Genomic DNA, 22,158 nt, shown 5'->3' with positions numbered 1-22,158 from the left:
CGAAGGCCCTGACCGGGCCTTCCGTCAGGGCGTGAGCCGGACTCTCACGCCTCGTCCTGGCGCGGGACCCTGATGATCAGGGCGTCGCCCTGGCCGCCTCCGCCGCACAGGCCCGCGGCGCCCAGGCCGCCGCCGCGGCGGCGCAGCTCGTGGGCGAGGGTGAGCACGATGCGCGCGCCCGAGGCGCCGATCGGGTGGCCGAGCGCGATGCCGCCCCCGTTGACGTTGACCTTGTCCAGCGGCAGGCCCAGCTCCTTGGCCGACTGGTGGACCACGCTGGCGAACGCCTCGTTGATCTCGACCAGGTCGAGGTCGTCGACCGTGAGGTCCTGCTTGCGCAGGGCCTGCTTGATGGCGTTGGCCGGCTGCGACTGGAGCGAGGCGTCGGGCCCGGCCACGTTGCCGTGGCGGCCGATCTCCGCCAGCCACGGCAGGCCCAGCTCCTCGGCCTTGGCGCGGGACATGACGACGACCGCGCACGCGCCGTCGGAGATCTGCGAGGACGAGCCGGCCGTGATCGTGCCGTCGGCCGCGAAGGCCGGGCGCAGCTTGGCCAGCGTCTCCGCCGTGGTGTCGCCGCGCACGCCCTCGTCGTCCTTGACCACCAGCGGCTCGCCGCGCCGCTGCGGCACCTCCACCGGCACGATCTCGTCCTCGAAGACGCCGTTCTTGACGGCGGCGGCGGCGAGCTGGTGGGAGCGGGCCGACAGGGCGTCCTGCTCCTCGCGGCCGATGCCGAGGCGGGCGTTGTGCCGCTCGGTGGACTCGCCCATCGCGCACTGGTCGAACGCGCAGAACAGGCCGTCGTGGGCCATCGAGTCGACGATCCCGGCGCCGCCGTACTTGACGCCCTTGCGCAGGTCCGGCAGCAGGTGCGGCGCGTTGCTCATCGACTCCATGCCGCCCGCCACCACGATGTCGAACTCGCCCGCGCGGATGAGCTGGTCGGCCAGCGCGATGGCGTCGAGGCCGGACAGGCAGACCTTGTTGATGGTGATCGACGGGACGGTCATCGGGATGCCGGCCTTGACGGCGGCCTGGCGGGAGGGGATCTGGCCCGCGCCCGCCTGGAGCACCTGGCCCATGATGACGTACTCGACGTCCTCGGGCGCCACGCCGGCCCGCTCCAGCGCCGCCTTGATGGCGATGCCGCCGAGCTCCACGGCGGGAAGCCCGGACAGCGCCCCCAGCAGCCTGCCGATCGGGGTGCGCGCTCCGGCGACGATGACGGAACCAGACATGGCGATGGCCTCCTGTGCGGGCGAGGGGTTCTTTGACACCATACCCACGGGTAGACGCTCGACGGCTATGGAGGCTGACCACACATGTTCATGCGGATCGACCACATCGGGATCGCCTGTCACGACCTGGAGGAGAAGATCGCCTTCTTCTCGGAGACGTTCGAGCTGACCGTGGTGGCGCGGGAGGTCAACGAGGAGCAGGGCGTCAAGGAGGCCATGCTGCACATCGCCGACGGCGAGGGCGGCGGCTCCTACATCCAGTTGCTCGAACCGCTGTCCCCGGACTCGCCGGTGGGCAAGTTCCTCGCCCGGCGGGGCGAGGGTGTCCACCATGTGGCTTTCGGGGTTGCTGATGTCGCTGAGGCGATCGATAGAATTGGTGGAAAAGGCGTACGTGTCCTGGACGAGCGCCCGAGGCACGGGTCGATGGGCTCGCAGATCGCGTTTCTGCATCCGAAGGACGTGGGAGGAATGCTGACGGAGCTGGTCCAGGCGACCAGGTCGTAACAAACGCAAGAATCGCTCATATGTAACTAGTCGCGCAGAAAATTGGACGGGGCTTCAGACTCGGCACCGGCGGAGTACTCTGGCCTTCCACCGGACACGGAGCCTGCCGTGAGGCACAGGTTCCCGGCTCGGCTGCCCCCGAACCCCCCGTCCGGCCCGTGTAGCCGTCTCGACAACCCAGGATCGAGCCTCCATGCAGTCCGACATCGACGCCCAGCTCAACAACTTCTTCGAGGACGCCCCCGCACGCGAGTTCGACGTGGTCCTCCGTGGCTATGACCGCCACCAGGTCCACGATCACCTGAAGCAGCTCGACGGCGAGCTGCGCCAGGCCCGCGAGCAGGTCGTCGCCCTTCAGCGCGATCTGTCCGACTCCCAGCGCCAGCTCCAGGAGCAGGAGCGCCCGACCTACTCGGGTCTCGGCGCCCGCATCGAGCAGTTGCTCCGGCTGGCCGAGGAGCAGGCCACCGAGCTGGTCCAGGCAGCGCGATCCGAGGCCAACGAGATCAAGGCCGCCGCCAAGGTCGAGGCGGCCGACCTGCGGGCCGCCGCCGAGGCCGAGGCCGCCGAGAAGCGCGCGCAGGCCACCCGCGAGAGCGACGAGATGCGCACCACCGCGGAGCGGGACGCCGAGGACATCCGCTCGACCGCGCGCCGCGAGGCCGACGAGCTGACCAGCACCACCGAGCGCGAGGTCGCCAAGCTGCGGGCCACCGCCGACCACGAGGTGGCCGAGAAGCGGGCCGACGCCGAGCGCGAGATCGCCAAGCTGCGCACCACCACCGAGCGCGAGGTGGCCCAGCTGCGGGCCTCCACCAAGCGCGAGCGCGACGAGGTGCTGACGACCGCCAAGCGGCAGGCCGACGAGATGCGGGCGCAGGCGCAGCGGGTCCTGGAGGAGTCCGAGGCCAAGCGGGCCCAGGACGAGGCGGAGTTCGAGATCCAGCTGGCGTCCCGGCGCGAGGAGGCGGAGCGCCAGGAGGCGGAGCGCCACGCCACCGCGCAGGCCGCGACGCAGAAGCTGGTCGCCGAGGCCGAGCAGCGCGCCGCGACGGCCGAGTCGCGCGCCACCAAGGCCACCCAGCAGGCCGAGCAGACCCGCCGCGAGGCCGACCTGCACGCCAAGCAGCTCGTCGCCAACTCGCGCAAGAACGCCGACCAGATCGTGGCCGAGGCCAAGGCGAGCGCCGAGACCATCGTCACCGAGGCGAAGACCGAGGCCGAGCGCACCCGCACCGCCATGCAGCGCCAGGTCGACGAGCTCACCCGCCAGCGCGACAGCATCACCAGCCACCTGGCTCAGCTGCGCCAGCTGCTGGGCGGCGCCGCCCTGCCGGGCATGGACCCCGAGCCCGCGGTCACGGCCGCCCCGCCGAAGCCGGCGATCCCGGCGCCGGCCGCCGAGAAGCCGCTGACCCCGGCCCCGGCCGCCAAGCCGGAGACCAAGTCCGAGGACGACGCGGAGTGGTGGCAGGAGTAACCGATCGCTCGCACGCGGGTTGACTGACGGCACGGAGAGCCTGGCGACCATGGGGTCGCTAGGCTCTCTTTCTGTTGCCGGGCCCCCTTCGCGGCGCCGGCGCCTGGTCCGCCCCCGATCTCCAGGAGCCCCGCTTGTCCGCCGACGTCACCCGCGACACCCCTCATCAGGACTCCCCCGACGCCTCTCATCCCGACGCCTCTCGTCCCGACGCCCCCGACGCCCCGCCGCCCTCTGACGCCCCGCCGGGCGCGACACCGGAGGAGGACGCCGCACCGCATGCGGCGGCGGGGGACGCCGCACCGCACGCGACCTCGGGGGACGGCGCACCGCACGCGGCGGCGGGAGGCGTTCGTCAGGGACGGGCCGGGACGGCGGCGCACGGGCTGCCGGGGCGGCCGTTCGGGCGCGGGCCGTTCCTGTTCGGGCTGGTCGGCGGGCTCGGCGTGCTGACGGCGATCGCCATCGCGCAGATGGTCGTCGCGTCCCTCAGCGTGATCATCCTGGTCGTGGTGGCGATGTTCCTGGCCGTGGGGCTGAACCCGGCGGTCGAGGCGTTGCAGCGGGCCGGGCTGGCCCGGCGCGGGGCGATCTCGATCGTGTTCGCCGGCGTCATCGTGGGTTTCGTGCTGTTCGGGCTGGCCGTCGTGCCGCCGGTCAGCAAGGAGCTGACCGAGTTCGTCGCGGCCGTGCCCGGCTACGTCAAGGAGCTGAGCAACCACCCCACCCTGCGCAGCCTCGACGCCGACTACCAGATCCTGCCGAAGCTGGCCGGGTTCGTCACCGACAGGCTCGCGCCGTCACTGGCCAGCGGTGTCCTCGGGGCCGGCCTCGTGGTGCTCGACGGGCTGTTCACGACGGTGACGCTGCTCGTGCTCATGCTGTACTTCCTCGGCTCGCTGCACACGATCAAGGCGTACCTGCTGCGGCTCGTGCCGGCCTCGCGGCGGGAGCGGACGGCGGCGCTGTCGGAGCAGATCCTGGACGGCATCGGCGGCTACGTCGCCGGCAACGTGCTCATCTCGGTCATCGCGGGCGTCGTGGCGTGGATCTTCCTGTCGGTGCTCGGCGTGCGGTACGCGCTGGCGCTGGCGCTGGTGGTGGCGCTGACGGACCTGATCCCGCTCGTCGGCGCGACGATCGGGGCCGTGCTGGTCACCGGGGTGGCGCTGCTGCAGTCGCTGCCCCTGGGCATCGCGTGCGCCGTGTTCTTCGTCGTGTACCAGCAGATCGAGAACTACCTCATCTATCCCAGGGTGATGAAGCGCTCGGTGGACGTGACACCCGCGGTGACGGTGATCGCCGCGCTGGTCGGCGGCGCGCTGCTCGGGATCGTCGGCGCGCTGCTGGCCATCCCGGTCGCCGCCGCCATCGCGCTGATCATCCGGGAGATCGTGCTGCCTCGCCAAGCTCAGTCCTGAGGAACTCCGCGACCGCGGCGTTGAAGGCCTCCGGCTGCTCGACCGCGCTCAGGTGACCGGCCTTCGGGATGACCTCCAGCCGTCCCCCCGGTACGGCCCGCGCCATGGCCTCGGCCTCGGCGGGCGGCGCGAGCTGGTCCTCCTCGCCCACGATGACGAGCAGCGGCACCTTGAGGGCGGCCAGGGTGCCGGCGGAGTCGGGGCGGGCCGCCATGGCGCGCTGCGCCCAGGCCACCGCGCCCGGCGGCGCCGACTGGACGAGCCCCTTGACCCGGCCCACGACCATGGCCCGGCGCTCCTTGGTGGTCTGCCCGACCAGACCGGGCAGCACGTCGGTGACGAGCACGCCGCTGTCGCCGGACAGCACCGCGCGGGCGATGCGCTCGCGGTTGTCGCGGGCCTGCTGCGCGTCGGGGGCCGCCTTGGTGTCGGCGAGGATGACGCCGAGGACGCGGTCGGGGTGACGGCGGCAGAAGGCCATCGTCACGTACCCGCCCATCGACAGGCCGCCGATCACCGCGCGCTCGATGCCCTCGTGGTCGAGCATGGCGGCCACGTCGTCGGCCATCACGTCGACGGACGGCTCGTCCTCGCCCAGCCGTGACCCGCCGAAGCCGCGCAGGTCGGGGGTGATGACCCGGCACGTGGCGGCCAGCCCCTCGCGTTGCGCCAGCCACATGGCCGAGGAGAGGGGGAAGGCGTGGAGCAGTACGACCGGCAGGCCGCTTCCCGCTGATCTCGTGTAGAGCTGCACGATCACACGGTAGACCGGTTCCCTGAGACAATCACTTCACGTCGTATACCGATATACCCGGATATAGGCGTCCGGTTTTCCCCGCCTCACCCTCCACCCGTCTCTCCGCCTGCGCCTTCCCGCCGCGCCGGGCGGGCGGGATCGCGCGGGGTCAGCTCATGCCGATGGCCGTGGCGCCGCCGTCCACGAAGAGGACCTGGCCGGTCACGTACGCCGACGCGTCGCCGGCCAGGAACACCGCCGGGTGCGCCATCTCCTCCGGCGTGCCCCAGCGGCGCATCGGGACGCCCGCGACCGTGGCGCGGCTCGCCGTCTCGTCCTCCCACAGGTTGCGGTTGAGCTCGGTGGCCGTCCAGCCGGGGCACAGGGCGTTGACGCGGACGCCCGACTGCGCCCACTCCACCGCGAGGGTCCTGGTGAGCGCCACCAGGCCGGCCTTCGCCGCCGCGTACCCGGCGAGGAAGGGCGCCCCCAGCGCCGCCACCGACGCGATGTTGATCACTGAGCCGCTGCCCCGTTCGAGCAGGTGCGGGGCGATCGCGTGGCACACGACCATGGCCGAGTCGAGGTTGAGCCGCATGAGCTTGTCCCACCCGGACAGCCGCAGGTCCTTGAACTCCACCATGAAGTTCGAGCCGCCCGCGTTGTTGACGACGATGTCGACGTGCCCGAGGCCCTCGACGGCCTGCCGGACGGCGTCGGCGGCGGCGTCGCGGTCCGTGAGGTCGGCCGGGATCACCAGGGCCCGGCGCCCGCGCGCCTCGACCTCCTTGGCGACCTCGCCCAGGGAGTCGGCCGAGCGGGACACGAGCGCCACGTCGGCCCCCGCCTCGGCGTAGGCGAGCGCGATGGCCCGCCCGATTCCCTTCGACGCCCCCGTGACCAGAGCGTTCTTACCGGTGAGAGCAAACGCGTCCACAGTGCCTCCTCGCTAGAAACCGAACATGATTCTACGGACTGCGCGACGCCGGTGCGAGGGCGGCACCCATGGCCGGACATGACATCGGCGCGGGGCCACGTGGGCCCCGCGCCGGTCATCGATCAGGCGCTAGCGGTGGATCAGCCGAAACCACCGCCAAGCCAGGCGTCGAAGAAGTCGGCGAAGTCGTCGGCGAGCTTCCCGCCACGGAAGCCCAGCTCCACGCTCGCCCCCCTTCGCGTGCTGTTCTCCAGTTCGATCTTCTCCGGCTTGAAGATCTGCTTCTCACCCTGGCCGGAGCCGCCGCGCGGGAGGCCCGACGGCGGCCTCCCCTCCGGATACAGCCGGCCGTTGCCGTAGACCGTGTAGGACTGGGTCGGCTGTACGGTGCCGTCGTTCCGGTAGACCTGGCTCGGCCGTGGCTGTGCCGGCTGCCGCGACGCCTTGGGCGGTGACTGCCGCTGCGTCGCCCTGTGGCTGGTCGGACGGTGCGCCGGGCGCGAGCGCGCGTGCTGGATGCCTCTGGGCACGTAGCCGCTGCGACGGTGGTACCGGGCCCTCGCCGCCGTCCTCCGCTGCTGCGCCCTCTTCTCCCGGGCCGCCTTCTGCGCCGCCCTGCGGGCCGCCACCGCGGCCCGGCGCCTGGCCGCGGCCTCCTTGGCCCGCCTGGCGGCTTCCGCTGCCTTCTTCCTGGCCGCCGCCGCGGCCTTCTTCCTGGCCGTGTCCGCGGCCCGCTTCCTGGCCTCCTCCCTGGCCCGCTTCCTCGCGGCCTCCAAGGCCCGCTTCCTGGCCTCCTCCCTGGCCTTCTTCCTGGCGGCCTCCAGCGCCTTCTTCCTGGCGATCTCCCTGGCACGACGCAGCGCCGCCTGCCTCGCGGCGCGCATGGCGGCCTTCTTGGCGAGGTAGCGGGCCCCGAACCGGACGCCGACCGCGACCACGATCCAGACCCACTGCCCGTCGGGGTCCGTCATGGTGACGGGGCTGTTGTTGGCGTAGGCGTAGGCGTTGAGCTGCTGCGGATCCACGTCGTCGATGACCGGGTCCACCGACAGGAACCGGCCGAGCTTGGGATCGTACTCGCGGGCGCCGAGGTGGACGAGCCCGGTCGTCGCGTCCTTCGTGCCGCCGACGAACCCGCGCTGGCCCGGCCACCATGGCGGTGGCGAGCCCCGGTCCTCGCCGAACGGCGTCGTCCTCCGTACGGCCAGCTCGCCGTTGGAGGCGTTCACCGCGGCCTGCGCGGTGCCCTGGTGGTCGCCGGCCAGGAAGTAGACCTGGTCGTCCGGCGTGCGCACCGCGATGGGCTCGTCGTTGACGGTGTAGTAGCGGGTCTGCTCGACGACGTCCTTGGCGTAGTCGAAGCGCAGCTCCATGTCGTCGATGTAGAGCGTGGCGTCGGTCGGGGTCTTGCGGATCAGCCGCTCGCCGTCCGCGTCGTAGATGAACGACGTGGTCTTGCCGGCCTCCGTCACCGACTCCAGGTTGCCCTCGGCGTCCCAGACCAGGCTCTGGTCGGAGTTGCCGACCTTGCGCCTGGTGGTGTTGCCCGCGGTGTCGTACTCGAACAGGTCCGGCCCGACGCTCTGCAGGGCGTGCGGCTGCTTGCCGCCCGGCTGCGGGTAGGTGTAGTCACGGACGGTCTCACCGGCGCCGCCCCAGGCGTGCTTCGTCTCCTTGGTCCGGTTGCCGGTGGAGTCGTAGGCGTAGCTGACCGCGTACGGGGCCACACCGCCGATCTTGTCGGACTGCGGGCCGCCGGCGGCGCAGTCGTCGGTGGCCGTCCAGGCCGAGGTCAGGCGGCGCAGATGGTCGTAGGTGAAGCACTGCGTGTCCTGGCCGCTCGCCTTGTCGGCGATCTTGGTGATGTTGCCGACCGCGTCGTAGGTGTAGTTGATGTCGAGGTCGGTCTTGGCCGCGCCCTCCCGGTCCAGCCGCATGCTGGTCAGCCTGCGGGTGGCCTCGTCGTGGGTGTAGGTGAGCCAGGTCTTCTTGCCCGCGGCGCCCAGCTCGTACTGCAGGGTCTCGCCCAGCTTGGAGTAGCGGGCCGCCCCGACGTACGTCGACAGGCCGGTGACCTTGGTCGTCTGGCCGAGCTCGTCGTAGGTGTAGACGACCTGCTCCTCGGCCAGCCCGCCGACGCCGGGGAAGCTGACCGACTGGACCTTGTCGTCCGCCGTGTAGCGGGTGTTGAGCACGTACGAGCCGGCGAGCTTGCCCTCCCGCTCGGGGACGGTCACCGTCTCCCGGAGCGGACGGTACTCGGCGTCGATGGCGTTGATCTCCGCCTTGTACACCTGCCCGCCGGTGTACCGGATGCTGGCGTTCAGATGGCCCTTGGCCAGGGCGTCGTACTTCCACTCGGCCAGCAGCGGGCCGGTCGCGGAGCCCTCACGCAGCTCCTTCTGGCGCCCCAGCTCGTCGTAGCCGTACCACAGCGTCTTGCCACGGGAGTCGGTGGTGGTGACCACCTCGTCCGCGTCGTTGTACGTCATCGTCGTGACGCCCTTGTCGGGGTCCTCGGTCTTGATCTCCCGGCCGCGCATGTCGTAGTGGTGGCGCCACACGTTGCCCGCCGAGTCGGTCACCGTGGACAGCCGGCCGGCGGCGTCATAGGTGTACTTGGTGGACTCGTACTCGCCCGTCGGGGTCGCGCCCTTGTACTGGCGCAGCTCGATCAGGCGGTCCTCGGCGTCACCGATGCGGGTGGTGGCCGTGCCGCCCGGCGGCGGCGTCATGTGGACCCTGTCGCCCTCTTCCTTGACCGTGACCCGGTACTTCTCCACGCCCTTCGCCTTGAGGATCTGGGCGTTGACCTCGCCCACGCCGTCGAAGACCGACACGATCTGGTTGGGCACGTCGGTGTCCGCGACCGCGAGCAGGTCGGTGGAGGGGGCGCCGGTGGCGAAGTAGCCGGCGTTCGACTTGTACTCCTCGCCCTGGGAGTTGTAGAAGGTGTCGGTGATCGTGCGGCCGTCACGCAGGTCGGGGTCCTGCGTCTGGTCGTCCCTCGGCGCGGGCTCCTGGGTCTGGCGCTCGCGCATCAGGCCGTCGTACAGGTCGTGGCTGACGGTGTAGCCGCCGTCGGCGCGCAGGGTCTTCGTGGTGACGTAACTCGGGCCGTCGTCCCGCATGGAGTAGGAGTACTCGGTGCTGGGCGACTGGTTCGCCGCCTTGCTGCGATCGGCCTGCCAGACCTTGGTCAGCCGGCCGAGCGCGTCGTAGTCCATGTCGATGCGCCGGTTGTTCGCGTCGATCTGCGTGACCGGCTCGCCCCAGGCCGGTTCGAGCACGGTGCGCTCGACGTAGCCGAGCTGGTTGGTCTCGGAGACCTCGGTCGGGAGGGCGCCGGTGGCCGGGGTGTAGGCGGTCACGGACTTGGTGCCGACGGGGTCGGTCTCGCTGGTCTCGCGGCCGTAGACGTCGTACGTGTGAGCCCGGTCGGTGATCGTCGTGCCGTCACCGGAGACGACCTGCTGGACCGAGGTCACGTCGCCCTTGCTCGGGGGCTGGCCGTTGGCCTTGTTGTCGTACTGGACCTTCTCGTCCGAGATCACCTCGTCGGCGGCCAGCGTGGAGACGGCGGTGCCGCAGCTCGCCGCGACCTTCTGGATGCGGCTGGCGTAGTCGAGCATCCAGCTCGTGTCGTTGCGGGCGTAGGTGTAGCGGGTGCACTGGTCGTCGTCGGGCGTGGCCAGGTCGCCCTTCTCCTCCACCTGGGTGAGCAGGCCCTTGGTGTCGTACGTGCGCTCCTCACCGGTGCGCCGCCAGGTGCCGCCGGGCATCGCCTTACGGGTGACCATGGACTTGGCCTCGACGACGTGCGCGGCCTTGGTGACGCCGCCCTGCGTGGACTCCGCGGTCTTCACCGACCACGGCTCCTCGGTGCTGGCGCTGACGACGGCCCCGCCGTCGCCGTCGTACAGGATCTCCTCGCGTTCGAAGCCGGAGTACTGGTCGAGGTCGTCCAGCTTGACGCCCTCGGAGTCCGCGACCTGCGCGCTCCGCTTGGAGCCGTCGGCCTGCTTGTCACCGTGCATGCCGCGGAAGAAGCGGAACTCGGTGAGCGTGCGCTTGGCGTCCTGCCCGTCGCCCTCGCGCACCCGCACCCGGCCGAACCCGCGGAAGTCCGACCACGTGCGGTGCTCGGGCTTGACGAGGATGTTGTCGGCGTAGTGCCAGGCGGCGCCGTCCAGGTACTCGTAGGTGGTGATCACGTTCGGGGAGGCCGCGATGCGGTCCACCTCGATCATCTGGGACACCACGTACTTGTGGAACCAGTCGGTGACCTCGGCCTCGTTCAGCGGGGCCCAGCGCTGCGGGAAGCAGAGCTTGGTGTTCTTGTCGGCCGCCGGCAGCTCGCCGGCCTTGCATTCGGCGGGGGCGTAGTTGATCCGCAACTCGCCGCCGGTCCCGTTGTTCACGGCCTGGACGCGCCACTTGACCAGCGGGGCGCGGCCCTCGGTGGCGTCCACCCGGTTGGGCAGCTGGACGCCGACGAACGTGGTCCTGGGTGCCGTGATCGTGCCCCCCACGTGGCCGGTCTGCTGGACCGAGGCCAGCCACAGCGACGGGCTGAGGCCGTCACCCGTGGCGGGGAACTGGTGCGTCAGCGCCCAGGAGTCGACCGGGCAGTACTGGGCGCCGGAGCACTTGGCGGTGTCGGTGTTGAGGACCTGGGTGGTGACCTTGGTCAGCCGCTTGCGGGTGAAGAACGTCGGGGACAGGCGGTCGACGCACTTCACTCCCGCGTCGCAGATCTGGTCGAACGGCACGTCCGGCCAGGAAGCGGCGGTCTCCTTCTTGAGCTGGTCGGGGGCGCAGGTGACCGTGCCGCTGGGCAGGCAGCGCTCGGCCACCTCGAACACCACGCGGGCCGCCGGGGCCTTGGTGAACAGCTCGCTCTGCAGGTAGCCGTAGTCGATGCGGGTGAGGTAGGCGCCACGGTCGTACACGGTCCCCAGCTCGGGCTTGCCGTTGCGGCCGTAGTAGTTCTTCTCCTGCGCGTACCAGTACGTGGTCGCGTTCCCGTGCGTGTCCACGGCGTAGTCGAGGTTCCAGCGGTAGGCCTGCTGGCACCAGGCGTTGGCCGGCGTGCTGCTGTAGCAGGGCTCGCCGCTGTTGTTGCCGAACACCGGCACCGTCTGCACCGACTTCGTCTCCGCCTTGCCGCTCACCCAGCCGGGCAGCCGGTTCAGGCCGAAGGTGTACTGGGAGCCGTCGGGCGTGGTGACCCGCCAGTACTCGCCGTTGTTGTCGCCGTTGGTGGCGCCGGTGAGGTATTCGATGCGGGTGCCGTCGTCGCGCTTGGGCCGCCACTGCTTGGTCGTGGCGTCCTTGACCAGCTCCACGGACGAGCTGCCGAGCGACATGACGGCGTTGTCCTGGTCCCAGCACAGGTCGCCGGTCTTCTTGCCGTCGATCATGCAGGACTTGTAGCGGCGCTCGACGTAGCCGCCGGGGTTGAGGTCGAAGCCCTCACCCGCCCATGACGCCTGGTTGTTGGTGGAGGCGGTGCGGCCGTCCACGCTCTGCGAGGAGTAGCCCAGCGAGATCTCCGGCTCCTCGCCGCCCAGCGCGGGCGGGGTGCGCATGTCGTAGCTCCAGGTGAAGTCGCCGGTCTGGGTGCCGACGCTCCAGTCCGCCGAGGGAGCCAGCGAGGTGGCGGAGTGGTCGCCCGACTGGCCGGAGGCGGCCGCCGTGACCGCGTACAGGCCGGCGGACTCCACTTCGGCGGTGACCGTGCCCGCCTTCGGGTCGTTCGCGCTCTTGACCGGCTGCGGCGCGGCGCAGCCGTCCGCACCGGTCAGGGCGCACTCCTCCAGCTTGACCACCCGCAGCCGGGCGCCGTAGTCGCCGCCGAAGGCGTAACGGAAGCCGGAGTAGTCGATCTGCAGCCGGGTCTTCTTCCCCGACAGGGTGGTGACGCCCTGACCCGGCGAGACCCGCATCGCCAGCCCCAGCAGCTTGCTGTCCAGCAGTTCGACGCTCACCGGGTCGGCCGCGGCGGCCTTGACGCCCTTCTGCGGGGCCAGCTTCACCGGGAAGCCCGCCGCCAGGGTGGCGGTCCCGCCCAGCTCCGCCTTCTGCGGCTTGGGCCAGGTCACGCCCGGCGGCGCCTTCCACGCCTGTTTCCCGGCGGGGTCGGCCAGCGGGGGCAGGACCGCGACCTTCCCGCCCTTGACCGGGGTCTCCTTCTGCACGGACGGGGCCGAGCGGGGCGCGGCGCTCGCGGGCGGGGCGGGCGCCAGCGGGGCGAGGACGACGACGGCCAGGACGGCGCCCAGCCGGCGCGGCCACGCCGACTCGCGGATCGCGCCCTGAAAACGATTCCAGTAGGACTCTGACAGATCTAACTCGGACGATGTGTCCATGAAACACCCAATCTGTAGGGGGGTATTGGGCGGCTTGTGGTGAGATCTGGGTGGTCGTGGAAGGTCCCGGGGGCCCCGGGCCGAGGCCCCCGGGAGGGTTCACTGCGCGGCGAGCTGGGCGATCTGCTCGGCGCTCAGGGGGCCGTCGTAGACGCGGACGTCGTCCACGGCCCCGGGCCAGTGACCGGTGTAGGCGCCGGCGGCCTTGGTCCGGCCCAGCTGGAGCGCGCCCACGGCGTTCCACGCGCTGACGTGGCTGGTGACCGTGCTCTCGACGAGCCGGCCGTTGACGTAGACGCTCAGCTCACCGCGCGCGGCGTCGTAGACGCCGGCCACGTGCGTCCACTCCAGCGGCACGGCGATCGCGTCGGAACGGGTGCGCACCAGGGCGGCGGTGTCGGTGTCGGCGGCCGCCATGCCCATGACCCACCGCCCCTGCTCCTTGTCGAAGCCGAGCTGGAACCCGGCGGCCCGGGTGCCCGGCTGGGAGACGGTGGTGGCGTCGCGGGTGGGCAGGTAGTCGAGCTGGGTCCAGGCGGCGACCGTGAACCCGGCCTTGGTGTTGACCACGGGCCCGGCGGTCTGGGCGTACCCGCCCACGCCGTCGAGCGCCAGCGCGCCGTCCAGCCAGCCCGCGGTCCAGGTGGCGCCGCCACCGAGCGTCGCCGTCGCGCCCCGGCCGGAGGAGTCGGCGGCGGTGGTGCCCGCGTCCTCGTCCAGCTTCCAGTGGCCCACCAGCGTGGCCGCGCTGTTGACCAGGTCGGCCACCTCCTCGCCGAACATGGCGCGCTCGTAGACGCGGACGTCGTCCACGTCGCCCGGCCAGAACTCGGCGGCGGCGCCGTTGACCTTGCCGCGGCCGACGGTGAACGGCCCCGTGGCGTTCCACGGCTGGGTGAAGGCGACGGTGGACTCCAGCCTGCCGTTGACGTAGAGCGAGAGCTGACCCGCCGCGGAGTCGTAGACGCCGGCCAGGTGGGTCCACTCGTTCAGCCTCGGAGCCGCGGCGGACAGCGCGCGGACCACCGGGGCGCCGTCGGCGTCCGCGTCCGCGCGGGCCAGCGCCCAGCGGTCCTCGGACTTCGCGTACTGGAGCGCGAAGCCGCCGGTCCGCGCGCCCTCCTGGGTGAGGAGGGTGGCGGTGGCGGCGTTGCCCGTCAGCCGGGCCCAGGCGGTGACGGTGAAGTTGCGGCTCGTGTCGGCGACGGGGCCGGAGGTCTGCGCGTACGCGTTGGCCAGGCGCAGTCCGCTGCCGGTCTTGCCGCTGGTCCACGTGGCGCCGTTCAGCGTCGCGGGGTGGGCGTTCGCGGCGTCGGCGGCCACGGTGCCCTGGCCCTCGTCCAGCGTCCAGTGGCCGCTCGGAGCCTTGCCCGCGTTGACGTTGAAGACGTACGTGCGGATCGGGCCGAGCTGGCCGGCGCGGTCCTTGCTGCGTACCGCCAGGACGTTGGGGCCGTCGTGGCGCGGAGTGAGCGCGATCGTGGCCCTGCCGTCCGCGCCGGGGGCGACCTCCGTCTTGGGCGTGGTGTCGAGCCCGTAGACGTAGGCGGCGACATCGGTGACGCCGTTGGGGTCGAAGGTGAACGTGCCCGCCAGGCCGAGCCCGTCGCTCCAGCCGTTCTCGGCGTACTGGGGCGAGGTCACGACCGGCTCCCTGCCGGGGGCGGTGGCGTCCACGGTGGCCTCGCACCAGGGGCTCCAGGCGCTGTTCGCCTTGCCGTCCTCCGCGCGGACGCGCCAGCGGATGAGCGCGCCGTCGGCGTACAGGGCCGCCGGGATCGTCGCGTAGTAGGCGCTGCCGGACGAGCCGGTGGCGGTGACGTACTCGCCGGTCTTCGTCCCGGCGGCGTTGTACCACTCGAAGCGGCCCTTGACCGAGTTGTCGGCGTCCTTCAGCTTGGCCCACAGCTTCGGCGTGGCGGTGCTGATGATCGGCCGCCCCTCACCGGAGACGCAGGCGCCTCCCGGGTCGGACCACACGTCGGCGGCCACGGGGTCGGACGGGATCGAGTTGTACTCGATGACGGCGACGGGGTTGTTCTTGAACTTCTTCCACGCGTACACGTCGGTCTCGCTGGTCGCCCGGAGCCCGACGGTCATGGTGCTCCACTTCTTGGCGGCGGCGTCGGCGGCCCAGGACGTGACGTCGAACTCCACGCCGCCGGGCAGGCAGGACGCGCCCCAGCCCTTGGCCACGTTCACCGTGGCCAGCAGCCGGGTCCACGACGGCTGGTTGTTCCAGGTGGTGCTCTTGCTGATCGCGCCCGTCCCCCAGGCCTCCACCTTGCGCGCGCTGCACGAGTACGACCACGTCTCGTACGTGCGCAGCGTCGCCTTGATGATCTGCTTGCCGTGGATGGTCGAGCCGGTGTTCATCTGGAAGAACGAGCGGTTCTTCTGCGACTCGACGTGGCCCACCCGGGCGACGTCGCTGGAGTTGAGGTAGTTGGAGTTGGGCCAGTTGCTCCAGACCGCCGTCCACGCGCCGCGCGCGGCCGAGAAGTACGGGTCCAGGTAGACGGGGAAGCGGGTCTTCGGGTCGGCCAGCATCTTCCTGTCCGGCTTCAGCCGGAGCTGCCGGCCCGCCAGCTCCACGCCCATCGTGGCCTGCCTGGCCTCCGGCGAGCGGCCTTCCTTGAGCGCCTGCGGGCTGGTGATGCCCTCGGAGTCCCACATCGTCGGCGTGGGCGCGATGAACAGCGTGCCGCCGGCGCTGTCGCGGGCCTCCAGGTTGCCCGCCTTGTCGGCCTTGACCGACAGACCTTCGGCGGCGAGCGGGTACGTCAGCTCGGTCAGGCCCGCCGCCGCCTGGCGCGACTTGACCACGAGGACGTGCGAGAAGCCGTCCACGTCGGCGGTGACCTGGAGGTCCACGCCCGGCATGACCTCGGCGTAGGTGGCGGTGTCGCCGTTCAGGGACGGCTTGGGCAGCGGGCCCGTCCAGCCGAGCTCCAGGGACTTGGCGCCGCGCGACAGGCGGGCCAGCGGGCCGGCGCCGCCGCCGGAGAACGTGAGCCCGGCCGCCGTGGCGACCGGCTCGACCTGGCCGTCGGGGCGCAGGCGCAGCGTGGTGTCCACGGGGACCCAGGCTCCGGCCTTGCGCACGCGCACCGGCCGGGCGTACTGCTCCAGGGTCAGCGTGCCGTCGGGCCTGGCCCAGACCTGGCGGGTCTCGGTGCGCAGCGCCTCGACCTCGACCTGCCTGCCGTCGCGGCGGGCGAGCGCCAGAGCGGCGTTCTCGGCGGGAGCGGCGTTCCCGGCCCGGTCGGCGCCGGGTCCGCCCGATTCGCGCGAGGCGGCGCCGCGGGACGGTTCGCGGAGGGCGTCGTCGGCGGCGCGGGCCGGTTGTTGTCGGACGCCGGCCGCCGCGGCGGGTTCGTCCAGAGGCGCCGCCGCGACCGCCCCTGCCACCATGACCACGACCAGCCCACGACCAACGCGCATCCGCCCTCGCAAGTGCGTGCCGAGGCGGGACGCCTCGCGGGTCAGGCCCGCGCGACGCCTCCACGATCTTCAGTTGCCGATCGGATTCTCATTCAGGACGGGCGTCCCGTCTAGATCTCCTGACAGATTTCATCAGAACGAAGTTCGAAGTGAAGAAAATTGCCAGAGCCTCGGCGCGGGGGTGCGATCAGAGATGGGTCGGCAGCGGGTACGCGGCCGGGTTGACCCGCTTGACGATCTCGTCCAGCACGATGCGGACGTACGGCTCGCCCACCCACAGGTGCTTGGCCCCCTCCACGCCGATGACCTCGGCCTGCGGCACCCGCGCGAACCGCTCCCGCGCCTCCTCCGGCCGCAGGTAGTCGTCGAACTCCGGCACCAGCACGGTCAGCGGCCGGCCGAAGCGCGCCCACGCGTCGAGGTCGTCGTCCGTGGCCCGGTGCAGCGGCGGCGACAGCAGGATCGCGCCCTCCACGAGCGGGTCGTGCGCCCACTTCAGCGCCAGCTCCGTGCCGAACGACCAGCCGATCACCCACACCCGGGGCAGGTCGTGGTACTCGGCGTACTCCAGGGCGGCGGCCACGTCGAAGCGCTCGCCCTCCCCGCCGTCGAAGGCCCCCTGCGACGTGCCGCGCTCCGACGACGTGCCGCGCGTGTTGAACCGCAGCACCGCCAGGCTCGCCAGCGCCGGCAGCCGGTTGGCGGCCTTCTTGTAGACATGGCTGTCCATGAAGCCGCCGTGGGTGGGCAGCGGGTGCAGCGTGACCAGCGTGGCCACCGGAGGGCGGTCGAGGGGCTGGGCCAGCTCCCCCACCAGGGTCAGGCCGTCGCCGGTGTGCAGCTCGATCGGCTCCCGCCGGGCCGGCAGCTCGGTGCCCGCGCGAATCTCCACCTTGGTCCCTTCGAGTGTTCGTGAGTACGGAGGTTGAGGGGGTCGGGGGCATTCAGTAACGGCTGCGGCCCGGACCGCGATCGAGCCGCTTGCGCCAGCACGCCGTGTGCCAGTGGCGCCGCTCCTCGTCGCCGCCGGGCCAGTTCGGCCAGGTCACCACGTGCGGCTTGCCGCCGGAGATCTCCTGGTCGCAGCCCGGGCAGCGGTAGCTCTTGGCGGAGGAGGAGCCCGTGAGGGCGCGCACCTTCCACTCGCCGTCGGGCCACTCCTCGACACGGTCCATGCCCCGGGGGAAGCCGGCAGGGCGGGGCGGGGGCTCCCTGCGGCGGGCGCGGCGCGGGCTCATCTCGTCCCGGCCGCCGCTCCGGGGAGGACCTCGGCTCCCACACTGTCGAACGCCATGCGTCCAGTTTTCCAGAGCCGATAAGGTGGACCGTCATGCGGTTGGTCATCGCGCGATGCAGCGTGGATTACATCGGACGGCTCACGGCGCACCTGCCGATGGCCCCCAGGCTCGTCCTCATCAAGGCGGACGGGAGCGTCTCCATCCATGCCGACGACCGCGCCTTCAAGCCCCTCAACTGGATGAACCCGCCGTGCAAGCTCAAGGAGGACGGCGGCACCTGGACCGTCACCCACGGCAAGACCGGCGAGAAGCTGGTCCTGACCATGGAGGAGATCCTCCACGACTCCAGCCACGAGCTGGGCGTCGACCCGGGCCTGATCAAGGACGGCGTCGAGGCGCACCTGCAGGAACTGCTGGCCGAGCACATCACGACGCTGGGCGACGGCTACTCCCTCATCCGCCGCGAGTACATGACGGCGATCGGCCCGGTCGACATCCTGTGCCGCGACGCGGGCGGCGCGACCGTCGCGGTCGAGATCAAGCGGCGCGGCGAGATCGACGGCGTCGAGCAGCTCACCCGCTACCTGGAGCTGCTCAACCGTGACCCGCTGCTGGCCCCGGTGCGCGGCGTGTTCGCCGCCCAGGAGATCAAGCCGCAGGCCCGAGTGCTGGCCGCCGACCGGGGCATCGACTGCGTCACCCTCGACTACGACGCGCTGCGCGGCATCGAGCCGGAGAACCCCACCCTCTTCTGAGGGCCCGCCCGTCGTGGTAAGCGGCGGCTTACCGGTCTATCGTGACGCCATGGCGACGCTGACGTTCGACTCCCTGAACCCGGCCACCGGCGCGGTCGTCGGCACCCATCCGAAGCAGGACGCCACGGCGGTCCGCGAGGCGGTGGGCCGGGCGGAGGAGGCGGCCGCGTGGTGGGCCGCGCTCGGCCCGGCCGGGCGCCGGCGGCGGCTGCTCGACTACAAGGCCGTGCTGGCCGGGCGGCTGCGCGAGCTGGCCGAGCTCGTCCACGAGGAGACGGGCAAGCCGGTCGGCGACGCCGCCCTGGAGCTGGTGCTGACGATCACGCATCTCGACTGGGCCGCGCGCAACGCCGACAAGGTGCTGCGCCGCCGCCGGGTCCGCACCGGCATGATCGGCGTCAACCTGGAGGCCACCCTCGAATACCTGCCGCTCGGCGTCGTCGGCGTGATCGGCCCGTGGAACTACCCGGTGTTCACGCCGATGGGCTCGATCGCGTACGCGCTGGCCGCGGGCAACGCCGTCGTCTTCAAGCCGTCCGAGCTGACCCCCGGCGTCGGCGTGCGGCTGGCCGAGCTGTTCGCGGAGTCGGTGCCCGAGCGGCCGGTGCTCCAGGCCGTGACCGGGCTGGGCGAGACGGGCGCGGCCCTCGCCGCCGACCCGCGGATCAAGAAGATCGCCTTCACCGGCTCGACGGCCACGGCCAAGCGGGTGATGGCGGCCTGCGCGGAGAACCTCACGCCGATCGTGGCCGAGTGCGGCGGCAAGGACGCCTTCATCGTGGACGCCGACGCGGACGTGCGGGCCGCCGCCGACGCCTGCCTGTGGGGCGCGCTGTCCAACGCCGGGCAGACCTGCGTGGGCGTGGAGCGGGTGTACGTGGTCGACGCGGTCTACGAACCGTTCATGCGGGAGCTGTCCGAGCGGGTGGCCTCGGTCAAGGCCGGGCGGGACTACGGGCCGATCACCATGCCGGGGCAGCTCGACATCATCAGGCGGCACATCGACGACGCCGTCAAGTCGGGTCGCGCCGTCACCGGCGGCCCCTCGTCGGTCCGGGCGCCGTACGTGGACCCGGTGATCGTCGAGGACGTGCCCGAGGACTCCCCCGCGGTGCGCGAGGAGACGTTCGGGCCGACCATCACCGTACGGCGCACCCGCGACGCCCGGGAGGCGCTGGAACTGGCCAACGCCTCCGCCTACGGCCTGGCCGGCACGGTGTTCTCGCGCAACACGCGCCGGGCCAGGGAGCTGGCCCGGCTCATGCGCAGCGGCATGACCGCGATCAACTCGGTGATCTCGTTCGCCGGGGTGCCCGCGCTGCCGTTCGGCGGGGTCGGCGACTCCGGCTTCGGCCGCATCCACGGCGCTGACGGGCTGCGGGAGTTCGCCCGGCCGAAGGCCGTCGCGCGGCAGCGATTCCCGCTGCCCGGCATGAACCTCACCTCGTTCACGCGCAGGCCGGACGAGCTTGAGCGGCTGATCAGGATTGTCACGTTCTTGCACGGCCGACGTAAGAGGTAATCTTCGCGCCCTTTCCCAAAGCGGATCATCCGTCCATAATTGTGTGCTCTGGGGGCCACGATCATGTTGGACGGGTGGAATGTGAACCGGTCTTACCGGGGAATGTCAGCCGAGCAAAGGCTGGCGGACAGACGCGAGCGGCTGATGACGGCCGCCTACACGCTATACGCGAAGCCGGGTTTCGCGGCGACGACCATCGAAAGGCTGTGCTCGGAGGCACGGATCTCCAACCGCGCGTTCTACGAATGTTTCGGAGGACGCGAGGAGCTGCTTCAGGCCCTGCACGAGAGGTGCGTCGAGGAAAGCCTCGCGCACGTCGCCAAGGCCCTGCAGGAGGCCCCGCACAGCCTGGAGGGCAAGGTCGAGGCGGGGATCCGCGCGTATATCGAATTCGCCACGGCCGACTGGCGGCGGGCCCGCATCATGCATCTCGAAGTGCGCAGGTCGGGGGATGTGCTGACGGCCTCCCGGCAGCGCGCGGTGGACGCGTTCGCCCGGCTGATCGAGGAGGCGGCGGCCGATTTCCCGGTGGCCGGACCGGTGAATCGGCGGCTCGTGGCGCTCGGCGCAATTGGAGCGCTACAAGAGTTGCTCATCGAATGGATCCTCGGCAGTCCGTCGCCGGACGTCGACGAACTCGTCGATGTGGCCGCGCACATCTTCCGCCGGGCCCTCACCGGCTGGTAAGCACGCCGATCACGGATCGTGCTTACCCGGCGATGCGACACCGGGATAAAAACCCCCACTAATCGCCTTTTTGGTTGTTCTTTTTCGGCGGAAGCGCACACGGATTCCGGACATGAAGAGAGCGGGCGACGGCTGATCGTCGCCCGCTCCGATATGTCGCGGCACGCGGCGGGTCCCCCACCCGCCGCTGCCCCGTCAGGCCACCGCGGCCTCCTGCGCCTCGACACGCAGGACCCGATTCAGCCGGGTCACCGCGAGAATGCGCATGATCCGCGGCGGCACCCCCCGGAGGACGAGGCGGCGCTGCCCAGCGGACGCGCGCCGATGCGTGCCCACGAGAACGCCCAGACCGGTGGCGTCGATCATCTCCAGCTCGGACAGGTCGAGGATCAGATCCCCTTCGCCGGAGTCCACCGCGTCGTGCAGCCGGGAGCGGATCCCGGCCGACGTTCCGGCGTCGAGCCGGGCGCCGATCTGCACCACCTGGGCTTTCGGATTGCCCCGGACTCGCATGCCACCTCCTCATTCACACCACGCGACCGCACGCGGTGCCTTCGTACCCTGTGGCAGGGCGTACGGGAGGGCCGAAAACTCCCTCCGATCTCTTCCCCCTACCCAGGAATCGGCAGTGACACGACCGCTTTGACGAGGAACTGCCCGTCTGTCCCATGACGGACGGTGACGTCGCCCCCGACGGCGGCCATCCGCTCCCGCATCCCGTCCAGGCCGTTGCCCGTGTCGCCGCCCCGCTCACCGGCCGGGTCGCGGGCCGGCGCGCCGTCGTTGCGCACCTCCAGCTCGGCCCGCTCGGCGGTGAAGCTCAGGGTGATCGCGCAGAACGTGGCCGCGCTGTGCTTGAGCACGTTCGTGACGGCCTCGCGCACGGCGTAGGCGAACACCGGCGCCACCTCCTCCGGCATCTCCCGGTACGGCAGGCGCAGCTCGCACCGGACGCCGGCCGCCTCCAGCACGCCGCGCACGCTGGCCAGCTCGGCCCCGAGGTCGAGCCGCCGGTAGCCGCGCACGGCCTCCCGCAGCTCGCGCAGGGCCGTCCGGGTCAGCCCGTTCACCGAGGTCATCTCGTCCCGGGCGGCCCGCGGGTCGCCCTCCGACAACCGCACGGCCAGCGCGGTCTTCACGGCGATGGCCGACAGCCGGTGCCCCACGAGGTCGTGCAGGTCGCGGGCGAAGCGCAGCCGCTCCTCCGCGACGGCCAGCCGGGCGTGCGCCTCCCTGCCCTCGTGGGCGCGCACGGCCAGCCGGTAGATCCACATCCAGAGCCGGTTCGACACGACCGTGGCCAGGCACATCAGCACGTACATGATGGCGTTCCCGGCGGTCACCGCGGCCAGCCACACGGGCCCCCGAGCGTCCGGCACGTCCATCAGGTGCCACCACCCGCTCATCGCGGCGGCGACGCTCAACGCGACGCCCAGCAGCGTCGTGCCCGCCCCCAGCGCGAACGCCCGCCGGCGCGGGACGCCGACGGCGGCGACGGCCAGCCAGACCACCAGCGCGAGCCCCGCCCCGAACGGCTGCGCCCCGCCCGTCGCCGCCACCACCACGGCCAGGACCCCGGTCGTCACGAACTGCCGCACGGGGTACCTCGACTCGATCACCGCGTTCACCAGGCGCGGGTAGAGCGCCGTGAACCCGGCGGCGGCGGCCACGGGCACGGCCTGCAGCTGCCACGGCAGAGCGCCCCGGCCGGCCTCGGCCAGGGCGCTCAGCGCCATCCCGCCCCACAGCAACCCGAGGAACGAGGTCAGCATCCACCAGCACAGGCGGCGCGCCCGCGCGATCTCCCCCACCCGCGTCC

General features: G+C 71.7%; 15 protein-coding genes. 6 read left to right on the top strand and 9 right to left on the bottom strand.

The window, feature by feature from the left end; all coding sequences use genetic code 11:
- Positions 1-44: 44 nt before the first annotated feature.
- On the bottom strand, positions 45-1,241 hold the full coding sequence (locus HT134_RS15525) for an acetyl-CoA C-acetyltransferase (protein WP_175601026.1): 1,197 nt from the start codon (positions 1,239-1,241) through the stop codon (positions 45-47).
- Positions 1,242-1,325: 84 nt separating this feature from the next.
- Between HT134_RS15525 and mce the strand changes: the two genes are divergently transcribed.
- The 3 genes from mce to HT134_RS15510 all read left to right on the top strand — a co-directional run bounded on the left by mce (position 1,326) and on the right by HT134_RS15510 (position 4,649).
- Entirely contained in the window at positions 1,326-1,748 is a 423-nt protein-coding gene (mce, locus tag HT134_RS15520) for a methylmalonyl-CoA epimerase (protein WP_175601025.1), read from the top strand.
- Between the two features lie 193 nt (positions 1,749-1,941).
- Complete coding sequence (locus tag HT134_RS15515; protein ID WP_175601024.1) at positions 1,942-3,228, top strand: DivIVA domain-containing protein; 1,287 nt, start codon at positions 1,942-1,944, stop codon at positions 3,226-3,228.
- A gap of 134 nt (positions 3,229-3,362) precedes the next feature.
- The gene (locus HT134_RS15510; RefSeq protein WP_246364396.1) at positions 3,363-4,649 is read left to right on the top strand and encodes an AI-2E family transporter; all 1,287 of its coding nucleotides are present in this window, start codon (positions 3,363-3,365) and stop codon (positions 4,647-4,649) included.
- Here the strand turns inward: HT134_RS15510 and HT134_RS15505 are convergent.
- The 6 genes from HT134_RS15505 to HT134_RS15480 form a co-directional block, all read right to left on the bottom strand.
- A complete protein-coding gene (locus HT134_RS15505) occupies positions 4,609-5,403 on the bottom strand; it encodes an alpha/beta fold hydrolase (protein ID WP_175601023.1) in 795 nt (264 codons plus the stop codon). The genes HT134_RS15510 and HT134_RS15505 overlap by 41 nt on opposite strands.
- Positions 5,404-5,554: 151 nt before the next feature.
- Positions 5,555-6,322: an SDR family NAD(P)-dependent oxidoreductase gene (locus tag HT134_RS15500; protein WP_175601022.1), complete on the bottom strand. Its 768-nt coding sequence runs from the start codon at positions 6,320-6,322 to the stop codon at positions 5,555-5,557.
- A gap of 140 nt (positions 6,323-6,462) precedes the next feature.
- A complete protein-coding gene (locus HT134_RS15495; RefSeq protein ID WP_175601021.1) occupies positions 6,463-12,693 on the bottom strand; it encodes an RHS repeat domain-containing protein in 6,231 nt (2,076 codons plus the stop codon).
- A 99-nt stretch (positions 12,694-12,792) separates the two neighbouring features.
- Positions 12,793-16,137 (bottom strand): LamG-like jellyroll fold domain-containing protein, encoded by a 3,345-nt coding sequence (locus HT134_RS46970; protein WP_281387488.1) that lies wholly within the window; start codon positions 16,135-16,137, stop codon positions 12,793-12,795.
- Positions 16,138-16,324: 187 nt separating this feature from the next.
- Positions 16,325-17,029 (bottom strand): alpha/beta hydrolase, encoded by a 705-nt coding sequence (locus HT134_RS15485; protein WP_175601020.1) that lies wholly within the window; start codon positions 17,027-17,029, stop codon positions 16,325-16,327.
- Between the two features lie 52 nt (positions 17,030-17,081).
- Positions 17,082-17,312: an Rv1322 family protein gene (locus tag HT134_RS15480; protein ID WP_312888136.1), complete on the bottom strand. Its 231-nt coding sequence runs from the start codon at positions 17,310-17,312 to the stop codon at positions 17,082-17,084.
- Positions 17,313-17,467: 155 nt separating this feature from the next.
- Here HT134_RS15480 and nucS point away from each other — a divergent pair, with 155 nt between their 5' ends.
- The 3 genes from nucS to HT134_RS15465 all read left to right on the top strand — a co-directional run bounded on the left by nucS (position 17,468) and on the right by HT134_RS15465 (position 20,339).
- Positions 17,468-18,130: an endonuclease NucS gene (gene nucS, locus HT134_RS15475; protein ID WP_175601018.1), complete on the top strand. Its 663-nt coding sequence runs from the start codon at positions 17,468-17,470 to the stop codon at positions 18,128-18,130.
- Between the two features lie 49 nt (positions 18,131-18,179).
- Positions 18,180-19,652: an aldehyde dehydrogenase family protein gene (locus tag HT134_RS15470; protein WP_175601017.1), complete on the top strand. Its 1,473-nt coding sequence runs from the start codon at positions 18,180-18,182 to the stop codon at positions 19,650-19,652.
- Between the two features lie 144 nt (positions 19,653-19,796).
- Complete coding sequence (locus HT134_RS15465; protein ID WP_246364395.1) at positions 19,797-20,339, top strand: TetR/AcrR family transcriptional regulator; 543 nt, start codon at positions 19,797-19,799, stop codon at positions 20,337-20,339.
- Positions 20,340-20,534: 195 nt separating this feature from the next.
- On the opposite strand, the gene HT134_RS15460 is transcribed toward HT134_RS15465, so the two are convergent.
- Both HT134_RS15460 and HT134_RS47640 read right to left on the bottom strand, forming a co-directional pair.
- Complete coding sequence (locus tag HT134_RS15460) at positions 20,535-20,852, bottom strand: STAS domain-containing protein (protein WP_175601015.1); 318 nt, start codon at positions 20,850-20,852, stop codon at positions 20,535-20,537.
- Positions 20,853-20,950: 98 nt separating this feature from the next.
- On the bottom strand, positions 20,951-22,150 hold the full coding sequence (locus tag HT134_RS47640) for a sensor histidine kinase (protein ID WP_175601014.1): 1,200 nt from the start codon (positions 22,148-22,150) through the stop codon (positions 20,951-20,953).
- Positions 22,151-22,158 lie beyond the last annotated feature (8 nt).

Origin of the sequence: Nonomuraea rhodomycinica (assembly GCF_013363995.1) — a bacterium.
In the GTDB taxonomy this organism is placed as follows: domain Bacteria; phylum Actinomycetota; class Actinomycetes; order Streptosporangiales; family Streptosporangiaceae; genus Nonomuraea; species Nonomuraea rhodomycinica.
Note: the sequence above shows the minus strand (reverse complement) of the source record. Positions and strands in the feature narration are given on the sequence as shown.